Here is a 21,393-nt window from a genome sequence, read left to right on the forward strand (position 1 = left end):
ACCGGCGCCGTCCGAAAGGAGGATCAGGTTCTCGCGCTTCTGCATTCCCCCGTACTTGCCGTCGAGCGTCAGCAGGTCGCGAAAGTTCAGCGAGGCGGCGCGCATGCGCACCAGCACCTGGCCGGGACCGGGCTTGGGATCGGGTACGTCACGCAGCGCGAGGTTGGAGAGGCCCAATCCGCCCATCACCATGGCCTTCATCGAAGCAGCTCCGTGTTTTTCTGCAGACGCGACGCGGCGCCGGCGCTCACAATGCGTGGAATTTGCGGTTATCCCTGGCCATGTCGAGCAATATGGCCGGCGGCGTGAACCGCCCGCCGAAGCGATCGGCATATTCCTGCGCCTTGCGCGCGAATTCCGCGGCACCGATGCGATCGACATAGGCGAAAACGCCACCGAGATGCGCAGGGTAACCCCAGCCGAGGACCGCGGCGAGATCGGCATCGATCGGCCGCGCCACGATCCCCTCCTCCAGCGTGCGGATCGCCTCCAGCGACTGAACATAAAGCAGGCGCTCGCGCACTGCCGTTTCATCAAGGCTCGATGGCTTGGTGCCGAGACACGCGGCGAGACCATCCCAAGGATCGCGCACCTCGCCATCGTATGAATAGACGCCGTTGCCCTGGACCTTGCCCACGCGGCCGGCATCGACAAGCTTGCCGACCGTCTCGCGCGCCACGCTTCCCTGGTCGGCGATGCGATGACCGTCACCGCGCATCGACGCAAAAATGTCCTTCAGCAGCGGCATGGTGACCATGTCGCAGAGCGAGACTGGCCCAAGCGCGAAACCCGCGTTGATTGCCGCGTTGTCGATCAGCTGCGGCGGAACGCCCTCCGCGAGGAGATTCATGGTCTCGCTGGAATAGGTCGTGACAACCCGGCTGGTGAAGAAGCCGAGACCATCGCGCACCACGACCGGTGTCTTGTCGATCGCCTTCAGGAAATCCAGCGCGCGCGCCAGCGTCTGATCGGATGTGGCATCGGTGCGGACCACCTCCACAAGGGGCATGCGCTCGACCGGCGAGAAGAAATGCAACCCGATCATGCAGGATGCATCGGGAATAGCGGACGCGAGCTCGGAGATCGGGATGCTCGAAGTATTGCTCGCGATCGGAGTGCCTGGCCGCGCCACGGCCGCCGCCTTCTTCAGGACGTCGCGCTTCAGGTCGGGACGCTCGAACACGGCTTCGACCACGATGTCGCTTGTCGCGATCCCGTCATACGATGAGGATGCCTGAATGCGCCCAATCACATCGGCATGAGAACCGCCGCGCAACCGTCCGCGCTCGGCGTCCCGCTCGGCGCTCTTGGCAATGGCCTGCCGGCTCTTGGCCGCGACGTCATCCGACACGTCGATAAGATCGACCTGCATTCCGGCCTGGGCCGAGACATAGGCAATCCCGCGCCCCATCACCCCGCCACCGATCACCGATACGCGCGCGGGCTTCGACGGCGGCACGTCTTTCGGACGCATCTTCATCGCCTTGGCTTCGGTCGTGCCGACGAACAGCGTACGGATCTTCGCCTTGGCGTCGGCTGACGCTGCGAGCCGCGCGAAGTAGCGGGTCTCGATGGCAATGCCGGCATCGAGCCCACGCTCGAGACCATGATGCAGCACCTGCAGGATCGCTTCGCTCGCAAGATCGCAACCGGCGCTGCGCTTGTGCAGCCGCGTCCAGCTTCCCATGAAGAACATCCGGCCCTCGGCCGATTGCGGCGCGAAGCCCGGCAGCTTGTACCCCTTCACGTCCCAGGGCTGCGCCGCGCCCGGATTGGCGAGCGCCCAGGCTTTCGCGGCCGCGCGCAACTCGTCCGGCGGCACCACTTCATCGATGATCCTGGCTGCAAGCGCATCGGCGGGTTTGAGCCGCTTGCCTTCGAGCAACAGCGGCGCGGCGGCAGCAATCCCGATCAGGCGAGGCAGGCGCTGCGTGCCACCGCCACCGGGCATAAGCCCAAGCGTAACCTCCGGAAGACCGAAGCGTGCGGACGGCACATCGGCCGCAATCCGCCGATGGCATGCGAGGGCGAGTTCGAAACCGCCGCCAAGCGCGGTGCCGTTGAGAGCGGCGACCACCGGCTTGCCGCCGGTCTCGAGCTTGCGGATCGCCTTCAGAAATGGCGTCACGATTGCGATGGCATCCGCCGGAGTTTCGACGCGCCGCAACTGGTCGAGATCGCCGCCGGCGAGAAAATCGCGCTTCTCCGAGGTCAGGACGATTCCCTTCACGGACTCATCCGCCAGCAGACGGTCGATCAGGGCGGCAAACTCGACATTGTCCTCGGCACCGAGTGTGTTCACCGGTCCGGGACTGTCAAAGACGAGAAGTGCAATGCCGTCGCCGAGGCTCTCTTGCCGGATCATTGTACGCTTTCTCACACCCGCTCGATGAGCGTGGCTACGCCCATGCCAAGGCCAACGCAGAGTGTGGCAACCCCGCGCTTTGCGCCGGTGCGCTCGAGTTCATCCACCAGCGTGCCGATCAGGATATTGCCGGTCGCGCCGATCGGGTGGCCCATTGCAATGGCGCCGCCATTGACATTGACGCGATCATGCGAGACGCCGGTCTCTTCCATGAAATGCAGCACCACCGACGCGAAGGCCTCGTTGACCTCGAACAAATCGACGTCATCGAGCGTCAGCCCCGCCCGTGCGACCGCCTTGCGCGCAGCCTCACCCGGCGCGGTCAGCATCAGACAGGGCTCGCAGCCGACCGTGGCGAAGCTGACGAACCGCGCACGCGGCTTCAGACCGAGCTCCTTGCCGAGCGCGGGCGAACCGATCAGCATTGCGGCCGCGCCGTCCACGACTCCGGACGAGTTGCCGGCGGTGTGAACATGGTTGAGCCGGTTCACCTGCGGATAGCGGTGACGCACGATGTCGCCGAAGCCGCCCTTGACCGCCATCGTCTCGAATGCGGGCTTGAGCTTCGCAAGCGTCGCCATGTCGGTCGTGGGACGCATATGCTCGTCGCGCGTGAGGCACGGCGTTCCGTTGAAGTCGTTCACCGGAATCACGGAGCGTGCAAACCGCCCCTCGTCCCACGCGCGCGCCGCACGTTTCTGCGACTCCACCGCGAAGGCATCGACATCCTCCCGGCTGTGACCGTCGAGCGTCGCCACGAGATCGGCGGCGACCCCGAGCGGCGTGAAATTCGTGATCGTGTTGAATTCGGCATCGCTGCCCCATGGGCCACCCGTGCCACCCATGGAGATGAGCGACATCATCTCGACGCCGCCCGCGATCATGCAATCCGCCTGCCCGGCCATCACCCGCGCCGCGGCGGCGTTGGCGGCATCGAGCCCGGAGGAACAGAAGCGGCTTACCACCGATCCCGAAATGCGCTCGTCGAAGCCGGCGCGCAGCAGCGAAGAGCGCGCGATGTCGGCCCCCTGGTCGTCGACCGCATCGCCGCAGCCGAACACGATGTCGTCGATTGTCGCGCGCGTGCAGCCCGTTCGCTCGTCCAGCGCCTTTAGAACAGTCGCACCGAGGTCGATCGGTGAAAGCGTGTGGAGGCTTCCCGTGGCGCGCCCCGAGCCACGCGGAGTGCGCAAGGAATCATAGATCAACGCATCGGCCATGCTGCGTTTCCTGCCCGGGGGCCGCGTGCGCGAACATCAACGCTGCGGCACCTCTCCTTCATTCCGTTGTTCGGAATGACGTTTCATTATTGATATCGGACCGCTGGTAGGAGTTCAAGCCGCGGGGCTTCGAATTCTCGCCGGTTGATCCGTGCCCTGCAACCCGCGCAAAAAGCGAAATCTGAATGCGCGAGCAGCCAGGATCAGGGACGGGTCGATCTCTGCGTGCGGCATCCGCCGAGAAAAACGCGAACGGCGACACGCACGGTCTCCTCGAGCTTCGCTTTCTGCGCAGCATGCGGCATACCCGTCAGCCAGCCGAGTTGGTGTTCCCCGATCAGCATGTCGAGAAACAGCACCGCCAGCCGATAGGGGTCTTCTTTTATGATCAGGCCTTCCTTCTGCTGCCGCTCGATCCAGCGCGCAACGATGAGATAGGCCGACGCCGGTCCGGACTGGAAGAACAAGCGCCCGGCTTCCGGAAAGGTGCGGCCGATCGAAACCATCAGCCGATGGAATTCCAGGATCGGCGCGGTCAGCACCGTCGTGACGAAGGATCGGCCGATCTTGGTTAACTGCTCGTCCAGAGTGCCGCCGGCGTCGATGTCGATCGCGAGCGTGACATCGTCGCATTTTTGCTGGACCACGGCTTCGAACAGGCCCTGCTTGCCGCCGAACCATGCGTAGATCGTCGCCTTCGAACCGCCCGCAACGCCGATAACGTCGTCAATCGAAACGTTGTCGTAACCCTTCTTGAGAAAAAGCGGCGCAGCGAGCCTGATCAGCCGCTCGCGCCGCGGATCGGAGACAGGAGCCGCCTTTGCAACCGGCCGTGATCGCGCGCGCTTCACACTCGTGCGCGCCTTTGCACGCGCTTTCCCCGGGGCGGCCTTTATGTCCTGTGCTGACATACGATTTACCAAACCAGGGGATGTCGTCATCTCGCGCCAGAACTTTTCTGTTGCACGCATCGAGTGCTTGACTGTAACGTACAGTACAGTACTAGGCAACAGAACAAACTTCGCGCTGCTCGGGAGGACATGAATGCAGTCCGGTTATCGGCTCATCAGCTATGCCGACAATCAGGGAACGCCGATCGCAGGTGTTCTGATCGAAGACCGCGTGGTGCCCGCCACGCAAATCCTCGGCGACAAATTCTCGACCGTCATCGACATTCTCCGCGCCTGGGACGAAACGCATCAGCGCCTTGCGAAAGCCGCGACGGACAGCGCTATTGCTCAGCGCGGCGTCCCGCTGGCGCAGGTCAAGCTGCTGGCTCCGGTCCTCTATCCCGGCGCGTTCTATTGCGCCGGCGCCAATTACTGGGATCATCTCAACGAGATGGCGGCCATCGCCAAGCAGACGACCGGGCGCGATGTGCATGTCAGCAAGCCGGCGGAGCCATGGTTCTTCCTCAAGACCGCCGCCGGGTCGATCATTGGCGACGGCGCCCCCGCCCGCTTGCCGAGCTTTTCGAAGCAGGTCGACTGGGAAGCCGAGATTGCCGCCGTCATCGGCCGGCCGACCCGCAATATTTCCGAAGAGGACGCGCTCAGCGCGGTCGCAGGCTACCTGATCGTCAACGATCTGTCGGCCCGCGATCTGATGAAGCGGGAAGGCTCGATCTTCGTCTATGACTGGATCGGCCAGAAATGTTTCGATGACGCGGCGCCGATGGGGCCCTGGCTCACGCCGGCGGCGTATATCTCCGATCCGCACAATCTCAGCATCAAGCTGTGGGTGAACGGCGTCCTCAAGCAGGATTCCAACACCAGCAAGATGGTTCACAACACCGCGGAACAGATCGCCTATCTCAGCCGGCACGTCACGCTGCAACCGGGTGACATCATCGCGACCGGCACGCCATCGGGCGTCGGACTTCCGAGGGGTGAATTCCTCAAGCCCGGCGACGAGGTGAAGATCGAGATCGCCGAGCTCGGCACCCTGACCAACCGGATGGTTGCCGACTCCGCGTAGATCCGAAGTGCGTCAAGTGCATAGCGCGTTTTTGTAGGGAGTTGCGTGATGCCGTCGGCCGCCCAGATGAAGATCGCAGAACTCCTGAAAGGGATGCTGCGACTGAAGTTGTTCGTCATTTTCTCGCAGGGCAAAGGCCTCGATGTGACGCCTTATCTCGCGGATCATCTGCAATACATGATCGAGCTCGAACGCGAGGGAAAGCTGTTCGCATCCGGACCGCTCGGCGATCCGTCAAAGGCCGACGGCATGACCATCGTGCGCGCGGCCGATGAGGACGAAGCCCGGCGGATCGCGTTGAAGGACCCGTTCGTCATTCACGGCATCCGCACGTTCAAGATCATGCCCTGGACGGTGATGGAAGGCTCGCTCAGCGTCACCGTCAACTTCTCGGACCAGACTGCAAAGATTGCATAACGCCGCGCCGCGCGAGGGCAAAACCGCGGATCAGGGAGGTTGCCGCGTGCAAACCATCGGGTTCATCGGCGTCGGGAAAATCGGCTTGCCGATTTGCGAGCACCTGATCAGGAAGGGTTACCGCGTCCTCGGCTATCGCCGCTCGTCACTCGCGGAGTTCGAGGCGCTTGGTGGCATCAGGGCGAAATCGCCGGCCGATATCGGTGCGCAGGCCGACATTGTGTTCACCTGCCTGCCGAACGACGACGCGCTCGAAGAGGTCATCAACGGCCCGGATGGCCTGAAAAAGACGGCGCGGCCCGGCCAGATCATCGTCGAATTCGGTTCGCACCCGGTCCCGGTCAAACAGCAATATGTGGCTCCGCTCGCCGAAAAGGGCGCGGTCTTTCTTGACGGCGAAGTGAGCGGCACGCCGGGCATGGTCCAGGCGCGCAAGGCGGTGATCTATCTCGGCGGTCCGGCTGAAGCGGTGAAAAAGCTCGAGCCGATCGTCGCGGATTTCGCCGATCTGTGCCTGCATCTGGGCGATTTCGGCGCTGCGACCAAGGTGAAGCTGGTCAACAATTTCCTCGTCGCTTTGCATATCGCCGGCACCGCGCAGGCGATGGCGCTCGGTCTGAAAACCGGCGTCGACAAGGACATGCTCATCAAGGCGGTGGCAACCGGCAGCGGCGGCTCCTCTGCTTTCGCGATCCGCGCACCCTTAATGGCGGAGCGCAGGTTCATGCCGCAGATGGGGTCGGCGGCAGGTCTCGCTCATTACCTCGACACCGCGAAGGACATGGCCAAGGACGCCGGCGTCGCCACCGATCTTCTGGACTCGCTGATCGATCTGTTCGCGCGCGCCGTTCCGAATATCGGCGACCGCGATGTCGCAGCGATGCTCGAATATTTCGAAACCACCAGACGCAACTGATCACCAGACGCAACTGAAGGAGCCATCGCGATGATCGGCGTACGGAAAATCTCTCATGCCGTCTACGAGGTCCCCGACCTCGAACATCAGCTTGAATATTACACGGAGATCCTCGGGCTCACGGTGACGGGGCGCGACAGCGACGCTGTCTATCTCGCGAACACCGTCGACCATCATTCGGTGGTGCTGCGCAAGGGTTCGCACCCCCGCTGCACGCATATCGGCTTCCAGCTCGGACCGAACGACGACCTCGACGGCTTCGAGAAGCAGACGGCGGCGCATGGCATTCGCACCGAGCGCAAACGGGATTCACAGCCCACGATCCCCGACATGGTGTCGTTCGAGGACATCAAGGGCACGGTGATGGAAGTGTTCCGGCAGCCAGAACCGCAGAAGCAGCCTTTCACCAGCAAGGGCGGCGTGGTGCCGCACAAGCTCGGCCACATCGCCTTCCACGTCACCGATGCGCAACGGGCAACGCGATTCTATTGCGACGTGCTCGGCTTCCGGGTGTCGGACTGGATGGGCGATTATTTCTCGTTCCTGCGTTGCGGTCCGGATCACCACACGATCAATCTGGTGGAGACCGGGAAGAACAAGCATTTCCATACGGCGTTCGAGCTGCGCGACTGGGCGCATATGCAGACCGCGCTCGATTACATCAGCCAGCATGGATACAAGACGCTGTGGGGTCCCGGCCGGCACGGGATCGGGCACAACCTGTTTTCCTATCACCGGAGCCCGAACGGGCTGATTACCGAATTCTTCGCCGAGCTCGACCAGATGAAGGACGAGCAGCTCGGATATTTCGAGCCGCGTCCGTGGCATCGCGACAATCCGCAGCGTCCGAAGACCTGGCCGAAGGCTCCGGAATCGGCAAATCTCTGGGGGCCGATGCCCCCCGACGAGATGATGGAATAAGCCGCGTTTTCGGCGTACCGGACAAAAGCCCGGCCGCGAACTGATCGATGGCAGACGGCGCCCCTGCGCGCCGTCTGCTCTCCTGCCAGGACGAGAAGACGCCTTCATAACCTCGTGCCCGTCGTGCGGGGCAGGCGGCGAAATGAGCTTTCGACATGCACGCATTACAGCCGAGCTTCATAGCCAACATTCGGGCCGCGGACGGGATCGAGCTCGCTGCGGCCGTCTATTTGCCCGAAGGCAAGGGCCGCTTTCCGACTTTGTTCGCCGCTTCGCCTTATCGCTTCGACAACAATGTCGCCCCGGCGACGCCGATCTTCCTGTGGCGTGAGACCGGGCCGATCGATTATTACCTGTCACACGGCTACGCCTTCGTGCACCTGGACGTTCGCGGCACCGGCCGCTCGGGCGGCGAATACCGCTACATGTGCCCGAAGGAGCAACGCGATCTCTACGACGTCATCGTATGGATCACGCAGCAAAGCTGGTCGAACGGCAAGGTGGGTGGAATCGGGCAATCCTATTATGCCCGCATGCAATGGTTCATGGGCATCCAGAACCCGCCAGGGCTGGCTTGCATCGCGCCCTATGACGGCAATGTCGATACCTATCGTTCGTCCGCCTATACGGGCGGCATTCCCGGCGCGTTTCCGTCGATCTGGTACAATTCGACGACGCGCAACATCAACCAGTATCCGGCCAGCGGCCCCTCGCGCCTCATCGAATGGGACTATGTCGGGGAAGTCAAACGCCACACCACCTATGACACCTTCTGGAAAGAACGGGCCGCGGCGGAACATCTCGACAAGATCAAGGTGCCGGTGTTCTCGATCGGGGTCTGGACCAAGGTCGACCTGCATCTGAACGGCAACATCGTCGGATTCCAGCGCACGCAATCGCCGAAGAAGCTGCTGGTATTCGGTTCGTCATCGCTGTTTGCCGCGGTCGCCGACTTTTCCAGTATCGCTTTCCACGAGACTTACTTGCGTCCGTTCTACGACTGCTATCTCAAGGGCGAGAAGACATCGTATCTCGACGAACCGGACGTCCGCTATTTCGTGCCCGGCGCGGAAGAGTTTCGCACCGCGAAAACCTGGCCGCCGGAGAACATATCCTATCGCGCCTATTATCTCGGCGCTGGCCCGACGGGGTCGGTGACCTCGCTCAACGATGGCAGCCTGAGCGACACCCCGCAGACCGGCTCGACGAGCTACGACTATCCCAATCCGCAATGGCGCGCGGGCGTCGTCGGCTTCGACAAGAGCGGCAGGCCGGACCCGGTGCGGAACGTGCTCACCTTCACCTCCGCCCCGCTGGACAGCGATCTGGAGATCGCAGGCCCGATCCAGCTCAATCTCTACGCGTCATCGAGCAACAGCGACACCGATTTCATCGTCAAGCTGTCCGAACAATTTCCTCGGGACGCCGAAACGCCCGAGGGAGCGCAGCCGCGTTCACGCGTGGTGACGAAAGGCTGGCTGCGCGCCTCGCATCGGGCGATCGATGCCGAAAAGTCGCTGCCCTGTGCACCCTGGTACAGCCATGTCGCCCCCGAGCCTATCGAGCCCGGAAAAATCTACCTGTTCCAGATCGCGGTGATGCCGACGGCCAACCGGTTCCGGAAGGGAAGCCGCATTCGCCTGGAGATCGCCAACGGCGATTCCCAGCTGACCGAATTCGTGTTCCAGCACGATTATACGCCGGACAAGGTCGGACGGGACACGCTGCACCACAGCAGCGAACACCCCTCGCACATCCTCTTGCCGGTCGTGCAGGGCTGAAATCCCAGGACACAAATTATTTGCACATGAAAATAATTTGCCATAGGACGTCCTGAACTAATCAGGTCAGCGCCGGGAGGGCAGTATGAAAGGCAAAATCGCGCTCGAAGAGCATTTCGCCATCGACGACACGCTGCAGGATTCAAACGGCTTCCTGCCTGACGCGATCTGGACCGAGCTCAGCGCGCGTCTCCTCGACATTCACGGCAAGCGGCTGCAGCAGATGGACGAGCACGGCATCGAGATGATGCTGCTGTCGCTCAATGCGCCGGCCATCCAGGCCATCCCGGACGTGAAGCGGGCAAACGAATTGGCCCGCAAGGCCAACGACTTCCTGGCCGAACAGGTCGCCAAGCGCCCGGACCGCTTCCAGGGTCTTGCGGCCCTGCCGATGCAGGACCCTGACCTCGCGGCGCGCGAATTGCAGCGCTGCGTCAAGGAGCTCGGCTTTGTCGGCTCGCTGGTCAACGGCTTCTCGCAGGCCGGCGATCCCAATGTGCCGCTCTATTACGACCTCAAGCAATATTGGTCATTCTGGGCCGAAAACGAAAAGCTCGATGTGCCGTTCTACCTGCATCCGCGCAATCCGCTGGCGCAGGACGCACGCATCTACGAGGGTCATCCCTGGCTGCTCGGACCGACCTGGGCCTTTGGCCAGGAGACCGCCGTCCATGCCTTGCGGCTGATGGCGTCCGGCCTGTTCGACGCGCATCCGAACCTGAAAATCGTGCTCGGCCACATGGGCGAGGGCCTGCCCTATTCGATGTGGCGCGTCGACAACCGCAATGGATGGACGCTGCATCTGCCGCCCAAATACCCGGCGAAGAAGAAGCTCGGCGACTATTTCCGCTCGAATTTCTGGCTCACCACGTCGGGCAATTTCCGCACCCAGACCCTGATCGATGCGATCCTCGAAGTCGGGTCTGACCGCATCCTGTTCTCGACCGACTGGCCGTTCGAGAATATCGATCATGCGTCGATCTGGTTCGACGCCGCCTCGATCAGCGAAAACGACCGTATCAAGATCGGCCGCACCAACTGCGTCGAGCTGTTCAAGCTGAAGATTTGACGCGGCGTTTCGCCCGCTTTCTGGCCGGCCGCGCTTTTGCGGCCGGCCGTTTCGCCGGCTTCTTCTCGGCCTCTTCAAGATTCGTGTAGGCGCGCTTGAGCAGGTCCTTGAGCGTTGCGACTTCCCGCGTACTCATGCCTTTCATCGCCACCATTTCGTAACGCATTGCGTATGGCGCGATCTTCTCTGCCAGCGTCAATCCGCGCGGTGTGAGCGTCAGGCTCAGTGCGCGACCGTCAAGTCCGGATCGCCGGCGCACGATCAGTTCCTTTCGCTGCATCGCAACGACAAGGCGGGACAACGTCGACATATCGATGGACGTCCGCTCCGACAATTCGCCGAGGCGGTGCTCGCCGTTGCGCCACAGCTCGACCAGCACGCGCCACATCGGCAGCGAAACGTCGAACGGCTCGATGTCGCGCGAGAACATCAGCCCGACACGCAGACCCGCACGATTGAGAAGGTAGGGCAGGAAGTCCTGCAGGATCAGCTTGCGTGGCATTTCGCGGATCTGGCTGCGACGATTTGCTCCCTCGATAGGCGTCATGATCTTCGCATTCAAGTATTTTTGGCTACGCACGGCACCGCAGCAAAGGAAGGTTCACGGGTGATTACTTGCAAATGCAAGTTTCTGCTTGCCGCTGCCCTGCCGGCGGACTAATCTGAAAACAAAACAAAGGAGGAAGACGTGGCACGTGTCGCAACCGCCCAGACCCCGTCTATTCCGAGCATCGCCGAATTGCTGACGCGCGCCGAAAAGGTCGGCGCGATCGCGCGCGAGCGTGCCCCGGAATTCGAGAAAGCGCGGCAGGTATCCTCTGACCTCGTCGAATTGATGCGCGAGCTGGAATTGTTCCGCGTCATGCAACCGAAGCGCTTCGGCGGCTTCGAATACGGGTACGACGTCTTCGTCGAGGCGGTGTCCAGGGTCGCGAGCGGCGACGGTTCGACCGGCTGGGTCTATAGCCTCGGCGCGGTCCATCCCTGGATGATTGCCTGCTATCCCGAAGAGGCGCAGCACGATTTCTGGCGCGACTCCTACGATACGGTCGCCGCGGTGTCGTATGCGCCGGCGGGCAAGGCCGCGCCGGCGCCGGGCGGGTATCGACTGAGCGGACGCTGGAGTTTCGCGAGCGGCGTCGACAACGCGTCATGGGGCATTGTCGGCGGGATTATCCCGATGGCCGATGGCGCGAAGCCGGGCTTTTTTCTGGTTCCGAAGTCCGACTACACCATCCATGACGACTGGAACACGATGGGTCTGTGCGGCACCGGCAGCAAGACCATCGTCGTCGAGGATGCGTTTATCCCTGAGCATCGCGTCGTCACGTTCCAGCAAATGCTGACCGGCCAGACCCCCGGGACCGCAATCAACACCAATCCGATCTACCGGCAGCCGATGCTTGCTGTCGTACCGAATTGCCTCGTGTCGCCTGCGCTCGGCATGGCGCGCGGTGCGCTGCAGGCCTTCATCGACCAGGTCGGAAATCGCACGACGCGCGGCGCGGTCGCCGGCGGCAATAACCGGATGTCGGAATTCGCCACTGTGCAGCTTCGCGTCGCCGAGGCGACGGCGTCCATCGATGCCGCGCAATTGATGGTGCATCGTGACATTCGCGAAACCAGCGAAGCCGTGCATGCCGGCAAAACCGTTGACGTCGACATGCGCCTGCGCAATCGGTTGACGCACGCCTTCGCGACGAAGCTTTGCGTGCAGGCGGTGGACGCGGTGTTCGTCGCGATGGGCGGTTCCGCGCTCGGCATGCACCATCCGGTGCAGCGCTTCTGGCGCGATATCCACGCCGCGAGCTCGCATATCAGCCTGAACTGGGATGCGGTCGGCTCCATGTATGGCCAGCATGTCTTCGGACTTGAGCCGAAAGGACAATACTGACCCCGGCTAACTGATCAGGGCAAACGTCCGCAAAGGAAGCACAAACGGAGGAATAATGACTGTATTTCGTAGCCTTGCGGCCGGCGCGGCCGCACTGCTTTGCGCCACGGCAGCCCAGGCGCAAACCTACACCATGAAGATCTCGTCGCCGACGGTGAACGATGCCAGCCAGGAATGGGCGAAGGAGTTCAAGGCCGGCATCGAGGCGCGCTCGGGCGGCAAGATCAAGGTCGAGTTCTATCCGGCCAACCAGCTCGGTCAGATCCCGGCGACCGTCGAAGGCACCGCAATGGGCACGATCGAAGCCGTGGTGCCCGCCTCCGGATTCTTCATCGGTCTTGAGCCGCGCTTCCAGGTATTCGACGCGCCGGGGCTGTTCAAGGACCAGGCCCATGCCCAGCGGGTCTTCGCCGATCCCGCGGTGCGCAAGCAGCTTTCGACCCTCGGCAACAGCAAGGGCATCGAGCCGATCGCGATTGTGCCGCACGGGCCGCTGCTGCTGCTGTCGCACAAGCCGATCCGCGCGGTCGCGGACTTCAAGGGCCAGAAGATCCGCGTTCCCGGCGCGGCTCCCCTTCAAATCGAACCGTTCAAGAAGCTCGGCGCCGCTCCGGTGTCGATGCCGCTCGGTGAAGTGCTGTCGGCGATGCAGAACCGCACGATCGACGGTCTGATCGCCAGCGCCACGGTGTTTACGGCCTTCAAATACTATGATGTCGCCAAGGGCCTGACGACCCTTCCCGGCTCGTATCTGATCGCGCCGGTGATGGCCAATCGCAACTTCCTGAAGTCGCTTGGCCCGGAGCTGGAGGCAATGGTTCGTGACGAGGCCTTCAAGGCGCAGCAAAAGATCCAGAAGTTCGCCATCGAGGACGTCGACCGCACCGCCGGCGTCTGGAAGAAGAACGGCGGCGAACTGATCGAACTGTCCCCGGCCGAGAGCAAGGCTTACCTCGATCAGGTCAAGTCGGTTCTGCCCGACCTGCTGAGCAAGAACGCCGCGATCAAGGCCGACTTCGACGCGCTTTCGGCCGCCGCCGAACGCGCAAACTGAGGACGCTGGTCTTTTGCTACCCTCAATCGACAAGTATGTGGACGCGCTCGTGACTTGGATCGAGCGCGTCCTTGCTGTCGCCCTCATCGTCGGAATCTGTCTCAACTTCACCAACGTCGTCGGACGCTATCTTGCCGGATATGCGCTGAACGGTGTCGATGAGGTCGAAATCTATATCCTGGTCTGGATCGCTTTCCTTGGCGCGGCCCTTGTGACCTGGCGCGACATGCATCTGAGAATGGACGTGCTGATCACGTCGTGCCCGCCGCGGATTCGCGGGCTGGTGAGCTGGTTCGAACTCGTCGTGATGTTCGTCGTCGCCACATTCGTCGCCTGGCAATCGTTCAAGTATGTCGAACGCATCTATGCGCTCGGCGCGGTCAGCGACATTGCCCATATCCCAACTTGGATCCCGCACAGCGCGATCACGGTGAGCTTTGCGGCCATTGCGCTGATGATGCTGTTGCGCGCGCTGCAGCGTCTGACCGGCAGCCAGACCGCGCCCGCTCCGAAGGACAGCTGAGCCATGAGTTTCGCGCTTGGGCTGGTACCGATCGTCCTGCTGCTGCTGGGATTTCCGATCTTTCTCGTGCTGCTGACCGCAATCACGGTCGCGCTCGTGTTCTTTATGAATCTGCCGCTTGCGGCGTTGCACCAGAACCTGTTCGGTTCGGTGAACGCCTACGCGCTGCTAGCCATCCCCTATTTCATCTATGCCGGCGAATTGATGGGCCGGGGCAGCGTCGCCCAGCGGCTCGTCGATTTCGTGCAGTCCGGCACAAGTCCCCTGCGCGGAAGTCTCGGGATCACGACGGTCGGAACCGCGACGATTTTCGGCGCCATCTCCGGGGTGAGCGCTGCCGCCGTCGCGACGATCGGCAAGGTCATGTATCCGCCGATGGTGAAGGACGGCTATCCGAAGCCGTTCGCCGCCGGCCTGATCACGGCGGTCGGCGCCATCGACATCATCATCCCGCCCAGCATCCCGATGATCGTTTACGGGGCGGCGGCACAGGAATCCGTGCCGCGCCTTTATGCCGCCGGCATGATCCCTGGCTTGCTGATCGCCGCGATCCTGGCCGCCTATGTGATGTGGCAGGCGAGGCGCGGCAATTTCGGCGCGAGCCAGCCGTTCGAATTCAAGCGCTTCCTTCAGGCGACGGTACGGGGATTGTGGGCGCTCGGTGCTCCGGTCATCATTCTCGGTGGCATCTATGGCGGCGTGTTCTCGCCGACCGAGGCGGCGGCGGTCGCCTGCATCTACGCGATCCTCGTCACCCGTTTCGTGTTCCGCGAATTGACCTGGCGCGACATTCTCGAAGCCGCTGTCGCAACCACGCGCTTCACCGCACAGATTCTGATCGTCGTAGCATGTGCAGGCGTGTTCTCCTGGCTGCTGACGGTCAATCAGGTTCCCGCCGCGCTGGTGGCCTGGCTGCAGTCGCTCGGCGTCGGCCAATGGTCGTTTCTGCTGATCGTGAACGTCGTGCTGCTGCTGATCGGGTGCTTCCTCGATCCCTTGTCCGCGATCCTCTTGCTGACCCCGTTGCTGATCCCCGTTGTGAAGGCACTCGGAATCGACACGGTCCATTTCGGCATTGTCCTGATGGTAAACCTCGCGATCGGTCTGTTCACGCCGCCCTTCGGGATCAACATTTTCGTCGCGCAGTCCGTCCTCGGCATCGACCTGAAGACGATCTATCGCGGGATCCTTCCTTTTGCGGCGCTTTACCTGATCGGCCTTGCGTTGATCACCTACGTCCCCTGGCTGTCGCTGGCGGGGGTCTGGCTGCTGCTGAACTAGGCTCATCGCTTCAGCGCAAAAGCCGCACTTGTCACGCGAGCGCCCGGTTCCACGTCACCGGCGCCGCTGCGGCATCTTGCATCGGAACAAGCAGCGCTCTTCAGGGTTTGGCCCCCATTACAGCCCTTCCCATCGAGGAGAATAATATGAGACGCGGCGTGATTGTTGCCACCTGCATGGCAATCGCCCTGCCAGCTTACGCACAAACCGGCACCCCGAAGGCACCTCAAGGCGCGCAAACCCAATCGCAGTCAGCACCTCAGGGTCAGACCGAAGCCTCGGCGGCGACCAGGCAATTCGTCGAGAAAGTCGCCATTTCAGACATGTTCGAACTTCAGTCGAACAAGATGGCCCTCGACAAGTCGAAGGATGATGCCGTCCAGCGCTTCGCCAGGCAGATGGTGGACGATCACACCAAGACGTCGAGCGAACTGAAGTCGATGGCGCAACAGATCCAGGGCATCAAACTCCCGGATCAGATGGACAAGCAGCACCAGCAGAAGCTTGAGCAACTGAAATCGGCCGACGACCGGCAATTCTATCAGCTCTACCGCACCCAGCAGATCGAAGCGCACCAGTCCGCCATCCGGCTGTTCGATGATTACGCCAAGAACGGGGACATGGCGGACCTGAAGGCCTGGGCGCAGAAGACCTTGCCGGCTTTGCAGCAGCATTTGCAACATGCGCAGGCGCTGCCGCAAAATCCGGCTCAGGTGGGACAGGCGCCGGCCGGCGCAAGCCAGAACCGGCACGCCCAGACCCAGCACCGGACTCAGGCCGGGCAGAAGACCGCCCCGCTGGCGACGGCAAGCTCCAACCACATCATGGCTTCGGACCTGCGTGGCACCACCGTCTACGGCGCCAATGAGGAGAAGATCGGCGAGATCGACGACATCGTTCTGCAGCGGGATGGTGAAGTCGCGGCCGTCGTCGTGGGCGTCGGTGGCTTCCTCGGTATCGGCGAAAAGAAGGTCGCAATCCCGTTCGAGGCGCTTGACGTTCAGGCCCGCGATCGCAACGCCGCCACCACCGGCACGATGCGATCCGACCAGAACCGCGCCAACGAGAACTCCGGGACGACCAATCCGGACCGCATCGTTCTGCGTGGCATGACCAAGCAGGACCTCGAGGCAGCTCCGGCCTTCAAGGCCCGCGGAAACTGACAAACAGATGCGTTTCCCTGCGCTCTGCAGGGAAACGCGTCGCTCTACGGCGGCGGTCCTGCGGAACAATTGGTCACGGTGAAACTTGGAAAGGGACCAGGCGATCCTCCCATTACCTGGCCACTTCAACCCCGACCATAGTTGCCGGAAACGGTACGGGCCGGGGTCATTTTTTGGCGTGCGATGGGCGCTCCGGCATCCGCTCGATAAGTCGTCTCGCAAACGCATCGATAGGCGGCGTTGTCGGCTTTCGGGTAACCTTTGATAAATCAAGCGTCCTGTGATCTTACTGTGTCCGGCACTCCGCTCTCGGACACTGGCATGACACCGCCGCGACTTCTTTTCCTGAACGGCCCGAATGCAAATCTTTACGGGCTGGACGCGAAGGGCACCTACGGCACCGAAAGCTTTCCGCAAATCGAGGCGCGCTGCCGCGCACAGGCCGACCGTCTCGGGGCCAGTCTGGATTTCCGGCAGTCCAACCACGAAGGCGAATTGATCGACTGGGTCCAGGCGGCCCGCAAGGATACCGACGGCCTCCTGATCAACGGCGCCGGCCTCACCTACACTTCGATCGCGCTTCTCGATGCGTTGCTGGCCTATGAAAAGCCAATCATCGAAGTGCATATGAGCAATATCTACAAGCGCGAGCCGTTTCGGCATCACTCCTTCATCTCCAAGGCCGCAACAGGAATCGTGGCCGGCCTTGGCCCCCTTGGCTATGAGCTTGCGATCACCGCGATGGTGCAACTGATCGAGAAAGTGCGTCAGGCATGAGCGGCGATGCCCTGATTTTCTACAGCGCGTTCGACGATCCGGCCGCCTGGAAGAAAACCCTCACCGCCGAACTTCCCGACCTTGAATTTCACACCGATCCGGACGCCGTTGACCCGGCGCGCGTGCATTACGCACTGACATGGAAGCCGCCTACCGGCTTCTTCGGCCGCTTTCCGAATTTGAAACTCGTCACCAATCTCGGCGCGGGCGTGGATTCGCTCGTCGGTCGTGACGATTTGCCGGACGTGCCGATATCGCGGCTTTCCGACACCGGCATGGTGTCGCTGATGACATCGTATGTCCTGTTCTCCGTCATCCGCTATGCGCGCGATATCCATGTGTTCGAGCGGGCCCAGCGCCGCAGCGAATGGAAATATGTCCACCCGCGCGCCTTGTCCGATATCCGCGTCGGTGTCCTCGGTCTTGGGGAACTCGGCGGTCCGGCGGCCGAGGCACTGGCCAGAACGGGCTTCGATGTGCGGGGCTGGAGCCGAAGCCAGAAACAGATTCCGGGCGTCACCTGCCAGGCCGGCATCGACACGCTGGATGGCTTTCTCAGCGAAGTCGAGATCCTCGTCATCCTTTTGCCGCTGACGCCGGAGACGCGCGGCCTCCTCGACGCAAAGCGCCTCGCCAGACTTCCTGCGGGCGCCAAACTGATCAATGCGTCGCGCGGCGCCGTGGTCGATGAGCCGGCACTGATTACGGCCCTGCAATCGGGCGCGATTGCGGAGGCGACCCTCGACGTGTTCGTCGTCGAGCCGCTGCCCAAGGATCACGTGTTCTGGCGCATGGAGAATGTGCTGATCACGCCGCATCTCGCCAGCATCACGGTGCCGGAGGCCGCCGCGCGGGAAGTCGCCGAAAGCATCCGGCGCGTCCGCTCAGGACTTCCGCCGCTTCACCAGATCGATCCCCGGCGCGGTTATTGATCCGGGCGCAAAGATCCCGCCCGGCGAGAAGGCTTCGCGCACATAGGTCTGGAATGCCTGCACCGCCGGGCGCGTTGCGTAATGCTTCAGCCGCAACGTCATGATCCGGGTCGGCTGCAATTGCTCCTCGAAAGGCAGCACGGCGATCTCGTTCCCGTCATAGGCAATGGTGGTCGCGGGGATCGCATTCTGAATCGCAAAGCCATGGCCATGGGCCACGAGGCCGCGGATCAATTCCTGTGACCGCGACTTGAATACGACACGTGGCGTAAGGCCTGTGGAGCGGAACAGCCCGAAGAAATAATCGCGGGAATGCGGCAGATCGAGCAGGATGAAAGGCTCGTCGGCGAGTTCCGCCAGTCGCACTGATTTGCGGCGTGCAAGACGGTGATTGGCCGCGACGATGGCAAAAGGCGGCAGGTCGATCAGCGGCTCCGCATTGATGTCTTCCGGCACCGCGAGATTGTAGGCAAGCGCGAGTTCGACCCGCCCGGCGAGCATCGCCGAAATCATCTCCTCCTGGTCGCCTTCGCGTAGCGTGACCGTAATCCGGGGATATTTCTGCGCGAAGCCGGCAAGCAGGCCCGGCATGAAACGGATGGCGAGCGTCAGGAAGCACCCGACGGTGATTTCGCCCTTCACGGCGTCGCCGAGTTCGATCGCGTTTTGCGCAAAATCCTGAGCCTGTTTCAGCAGAAGCCGCGCTTCATTCACGACCCGCTCGCCGACCGGCGTCAGCGTCACGCCCCGGGCGTGATGACGGATGAAGAGCGGCACGCCGATTTCGTTCTCGAGCTCCGCGATCGCGCTGGATATCGACGGCTGCGACACATTGAGGCGCTTCGCGGCCGCCGTGACATGCCCGCTGTCAGCGGCCGCCACGACATAACGCAACTGGCGCAGGGACAAATTCATCGCACCCCGTCCCTCCATCAGGAATTCCGATGGAGATTGGAAGAATAAAATATTTTACCGATTTAGGTGCGCTGCGCAATCCTTGAGACTGATCAAGGCGGAGGCACGGCAATGATCCGGACGGGCGCGCAATACCGTGAGGGCCTCCGCGACGGGCGCGAAATCTGGATCGACGGCGAGCAGGTCAAGGATCCGACGCGGCATCCCGCCCTTAAACCGATCATCGATATCCGCGCACGCATGTACGACATGCAGCACGAGGACGCGCATGCGTCGACGCTGACCTATCTGGAAGACAACAACCGGCATTCGATTTTCAACCGGCTGCCCCGCGAGCAGCAGGACTGGAACGACAAGCGCGCCGCCTGCGACGCGGTGATGAACGAGATCAAGGGCGTCGTCACCCGCGTCGGCGACGAAACCGTCGGCGAGATGTGGTCGCTGTATGACGGCCGCGACGTTCTGAACGAGATCGACCCGCGCTTCGGCAACAACATCGCCAACCACATCCAGGCGGTGATCGAGAACGATCCCTTCCATGTGTCGGCCAATACCGATCCGAAGGGCGACCGCTCGAAAGCGCCGCAGGATCAGGACCCCGACATGATGGTGCACGTCGTTCGCGAGACCGATGCCGGCATCATCGTCCGCGGCGCGAAATACGAGACAGCCTCCGGCTATGCCGACCAGGCCTTTCTGAAGCCCACCGTCGGCGCCTGGACCAACGAACAACTGTCCGATTACGCGGTCGGCGGCATCGTGAGAATGGGCGCGAAGGGCGTCAAGCACATCGCCCGCTCAGGGTTCGCCGGACGCGCCAGCGCGGCCGATTATCCGCTCGCCAACAAGTTCGACGAAGTCGACTTCCTCATGGTGCTCGACGACGTCCTCATCCCCTGGGAGGACGTGTTCTTCTATCGCTACACCAAGGCTGCCCAATATATCCGCGGCACGCTGCACCGCTATTCCGCATTTCCCTACGTGCTGCGCATTCTTTACGTCGCCGACATGATGATCGGCGCGGCAATGTGGAACGCAAAGCAGACCGGCCTCGACAAGATGCAGGCGGTCCGAGAAAAGCTCGCCGACCTCGTCTGTTACCGCGAAGGCATCAACGCGCATCTCACAGCCGCTGTCGCCGCGGCCCAGAAAAGCCCCGGCGATCTTCTGATGCCGAACCAGCCGATGCTCTATGCCGGCCGCGTTTTCGCCTGCTCGAACCTGCCGCAGATGATGCATATCGCCCGCGAATTGTGCGGGGGCCAGATTTGCGTCACCCCGAACGAAGCGGCGTTCAAGGCGCCCGGCTCCGGCAACTGGCTCGAGAAATTCTACACCCTGAACGACAACTGGCATGCCGAGGATCGGCGCAAGCTGCTCGCTTTCGCGCGCGACCTTCTGAATTCGGATTACGCCGGCCACCGGCTGACCTTTATCCAGTTCGCGCAGGCGCCGCACTTCAACCATCTGGCCGCGGTCTACAATTCCTTCGACTTCTCGGGGCCGCTCGATTTCGTCAAACGCGCGGCGGACCTGTCCGATCGCGTCACCGGCGGCAGGGCATGATGTGCGTTTATGCGGCACAACCTGAAGAAATGACACGACGCACCACATGGTGCGTCGTTTCTCTGACGCGAGGCGACGCTTTTTCGCAATCGCGCAATCCAGTCTTGTTCAAAGATCGCAAACTCGACCGTTTAACGGCAGCATGAAGGGGGCTTTGTCGTCGTGTCACATACCCGTATTCGAAAATTCAACACCCGCGACGCCTACCCCGAACAAAATCTAGACAACGATCTCTGCATGGCCGTTCGCGCCGGCGATACGGTCTATCTGCGCGGCCAGACCGCAATGAGCCTCGAGGGTGAGGTTGTCGGCATCGGCGACCCCGCGGCGCAGACCGAAAACGCCATGAAATGCGTGAAGATCCTGCTCGAAGAAGCAGGCGCCAGGCTCGAGGATATCGTCCGGATCACGATCTACATCACCGATCGGGCGTATCGGGAACCGGTCTATCGCGTGGTCGGCAAATGGCTCAAAGGCGTTTACCCCGTGTCGACCGGCCTCATCGTCGAAGGACTCGCCAAACCGGAATATCTGATGGAGATTGATGTCACTGCAGTCATTCCCGCCGACCGCGCTTAGGTCGAGCGGTTAGCGAACAACTGCCGCGCGCGTGTCGGGCGCG

The 21,393-nt window shown here is 62.3% G+C and carries 20 protein-coding genes and 1 pseudogene; 15 read left to right on the forward strand and 6 right to left on the reverse strand.

The genetic code is table 11. From position 1 onward, the window contains the following. From VN004_RS16400 to VN004_RS16415, 4 genes and pseudogenes are all read right to left on the reverse strand, one after another. Positions 1-201 (reverse strand): annotated as a pseudogene (locus VN004_RS16400) (NAD(P)-dependent alcohol dehydrogenase); the annotation flags it as partial. 46 nt (positions 202-247) lie between these two features. Then, positions 248-2,365, reverse strand: a complete 2,118-nt coding sequence (locus VN004_RS16405) for a 3-hydroxyacyl-CoA dehydrogenase NAD-binding domain-containing protein (RefSeq protein ID WP_325612212.1) — start codon at positions 2,363-2,365, stop codon at positions 248-250. A gap of 11 nt (positions 2,366-2,376) precedes the next feature. Next, positions 2,377-3,585 carry an acetyl-CoA C-acetyltransferase gene (locus VN004_RS16410; protein WP_325612215.1) on the reverse strand — a complete coding sequence of 403 codons (1,209 nt, stop codon included), beginning with the start codon at positions 3,583-3,585 and terminating at the stop codon, positions 2,377-2,379. Positions 3,586-3,788: 203 nt separating this feature from the next. Beyond that, positions 3,789-4,436, reverse strand: coding sequence for a TetR/AcrR family transcriptional regulator (locus VN004_RS16415; protein ID WP_325612218.1), 648 nt, complete (start codon positions 4,434-4,436; stop codon positions 3,789-3,791). 193 nt (positions 4,437-4,629) lie between these two features. Between VN004_RS16415 and VN004_RS16420 the strand changes: the two genes are divergently transcribed. The 6 genes from VN004_RS16420 (at position 4,630) to VN004_RS16445 (ending at position 10,666) form a co-directional block, all read left to right on the forward strand. Then, the gene (locus VN004_RS16420) at positions 4,630-5,562 is read left to right on the forward strand and encodes a fumarylacetoacetate hydrolase family protein (RefSeq protein WP_325612220.1); all 933 of its coding nucleotides are present in this window, start codon (positions 4,630-4,632) and stop codon (positions 5,560-5,562) included. A gap of 48 nt (positions 5,563-5,610) precedes the next feature. Then, the gene (locus VN004_RS16425; RefSeq protein ID WP_325612223.1) at positions 5,611-5,979 is read left to right on the forward strand and encodes a YciI family protein; all 369 of its coding nucleotides are present in this window, start codon (positions 5,611-5,613) and stop codon (positions 5,977-5,979) included. Positions 5,980-6,025: 46 nt separating this feature from the next. After that, a complete protein-coding gene (locus tag VN004_RS16430) occupies positions 6,026-6,895 on the forward strand; it encodes an NAD(P)-dependent oxidoreductase (RefSeq protein WP_325612227.1) in 870 nt (289 codons plus the stop codon). A 30-nt stretch (positions 6,896-6,925) separates the two neighbouring features. Next, positions 6,926-7,816 carry a VOC family protein gene (locus VN004_RS16435; protein WP_325612229.1) on the forward strand — a complete coding sequence of 297 codons (891 nt, stop codon included), beginning with the start codon at positions 6,926-6,928 and terminating at the stop codon, positions 7,814-7,816. 155 nt (positions 7,817-7,971) lie between these two features. Then, complete coding sequence (locus VN004_RS16440) at positions 7,972-9,597, forward strand: CocE/NonD family hydrolase (RefSeq protein ID WP_325612231.1); 1,626 nt, start codon at positions 7,972-7,974, stop codon at positions 9,595-9,597. 85 nt (positions 9,598-9,682) lie between these two features. Next, on the forward strand, positions 9,683-10,666 hold the full coding sequence (locus VN004_RS16445; RefSeq protein ID WP_325612235.1) for an amidohydrolase family protein: 984 nt from the start codon (positions 9,683-9,685) through the stop codon (positions 10,664-10,666). Here the strand turns inward: VN004_RS16445 and VN004_RS16450 are convergent. Beyond that, complete coding sequence (locus VN004_RS16450) at positions 10,650-11,213, reverse strand: MarR family winged helix-turn-helix transcriptional regulator (RefSeq protein WP_325612238.1); 564 nt, start codon at positions 11,211-11,213, stop codon at positions 10,650-10,652. The two genes, VN004_RS16445 and VN004_RS16450, sit on opposite strands and share 17 nt — an antisense overlap. 141 nt (positions 11,214-11,354) lie before the next feature. On the opposite strand from VN004_RS16450, the gene VN004_RS16455 reads away from it, so the two are divergent. From VN004_RS16455 to VN004_RS16485, 7 genes are all read left to right on the forward strand, one after another. Further along, positions 11,355-12,560: an acyl-CoA dehydrogenase family protein gene (locus VN004_RS16455; RefSeq protein ID WP_325612240.1), complete on the forward strand. Its 1,206-nt coding sequence runs from the start codon at positions 11,355-11,357 to the stop codon at positions 12,558-12,560. Positions 12,561-12,615: 55 nt separating this feature from the next. Continuing rightward, positions 12,616-13,614 carry a TRAP transporter substrate-binding protein gene (locus VN004_RS16460; RefSeq protein WP_325612243.1) on the forward strand — a complete coding sequence of 333 codons (999 nt, stop codon included), beginning with the start codon at positions 12,616-12,618 and terminating at the stop codon, positions 13,612-13,614. 49 nt (positions 13,615-13,663) lie between these two features. Continuing rightward, the gene (locus VN004_RS16465; protein WP_325612246.1) at positions 13,664-14,137 is read left to right on the forward strand and encodes a TRAP transporter small permease; all 474 of its coding nucleotides are present in this window, start codon (positions 13,664-13,666) and stop codon (positions 14,135-14,137) included. 3 nt (positions 14,138-14,140) lie between these two features. Further along, the gene (locus tag VN004_RS16470; RefSeq protein WP_325612248.1) at positions 14,141-15,418 is read left to right on the forward strand and encodes a TRAP transporter large permease; all 1,278 of its coding nucleotides are present in this window, start codon (positions 14,141-14,143) and stop codon (positions 15,416-15,418) included. Between the two features lie 146 nt (positions 15,419-15,564). Further along, positions 15,565-16,581, forward strand: coding sequence for a DUF4142 domain-containing protein (locus tag VN004_RS16475; protein ID WP_325612252.1), 1,017 nt, complete (start codon positions 15,565-15,567; stop codon positions 16,579-16,581). Positions 16,582-16,902: 321 nt separating this feature from the next. Continuing rightward, positions 16,903-17,358, forward strand: coding sequence for a type II 3-dehydroquinate dehydratase (locus VN004_RS16480; RefSeq protein WP_325612256.1), 456 nt, complete (start codon positions 16,903-16,905; stop codon positions 17,356-17,358). After that, positions 17,355-18,290, forward strand: a complete 936-nt coding sequence (locus VN004_RS16485; protein ID WP_325612258.1) for a glyoxylate/hydroxypyruvate reductase A — start codon at positions 17,355-17,357, stop codon at positions 18,288-18,290. Before VN004_RS16480 ends, VN004_RS16485 begins: the two co-directional genes overlap by 4 nt. Here the strand turns inward: VN004_RS16485 and VN004_RS16490 are convergent. Further along, entirely contained in the window at positions 18,243-19,205 is a 963-nt protein-coding gene (locus VN004_RS16490) for a LysR family transcriptional regulator (RefSeq protein ID WP_325612260.1), read from the reverse strand. The two genes, VN004_RS16485 and VN004_RS16490, sit on opposite strands and share 48 nt — an antisense overlap. A gap of 111 nt (positions 19,206-19,316) precedes the next feature. Between VN004_RS16490 and VN004_RS16495 the strand changes: the two genes are divergently transcribed. Both VN004_RS16495 and VN004_RS16500 read left to right on the forward strand, forming a co-directional pair. Continuing rightward, on the forward strand, positions 19,317-20,771 hold the full coding sequence (locus VN004_RS16495; RefSeq protein ID WP_325612262.1) for a 4-hydroxyphenylacetate 3-hydroxylase family protein: 1,455 nt from the start codon (positions 19,317-19,319) through the stop codon (positions 20,769-20,771). Between the two features lie 162 nt (positions 20,772-20,933). Further along, a complete protein-coding gene (locus tag VN004_RS16500; RefSeq protein WP_325612266.1) occupies positions 20,934-21,350 on the forward strand; it encodes a RidA family protein in 417 nt (138 codons plus the stop codon). Positions 21,351-21,393: the final 43 nt, after the last annotated feature.

It is taken from the genome of Pseudorhodoplanes sp. (assembly GCF_035565855.1).
GTDB lineage: Bacteria > Pseudomonadota > Alphaproteobacteria > Rhizobiales > Xanthobacteraceae > Pseudorhodoplanes.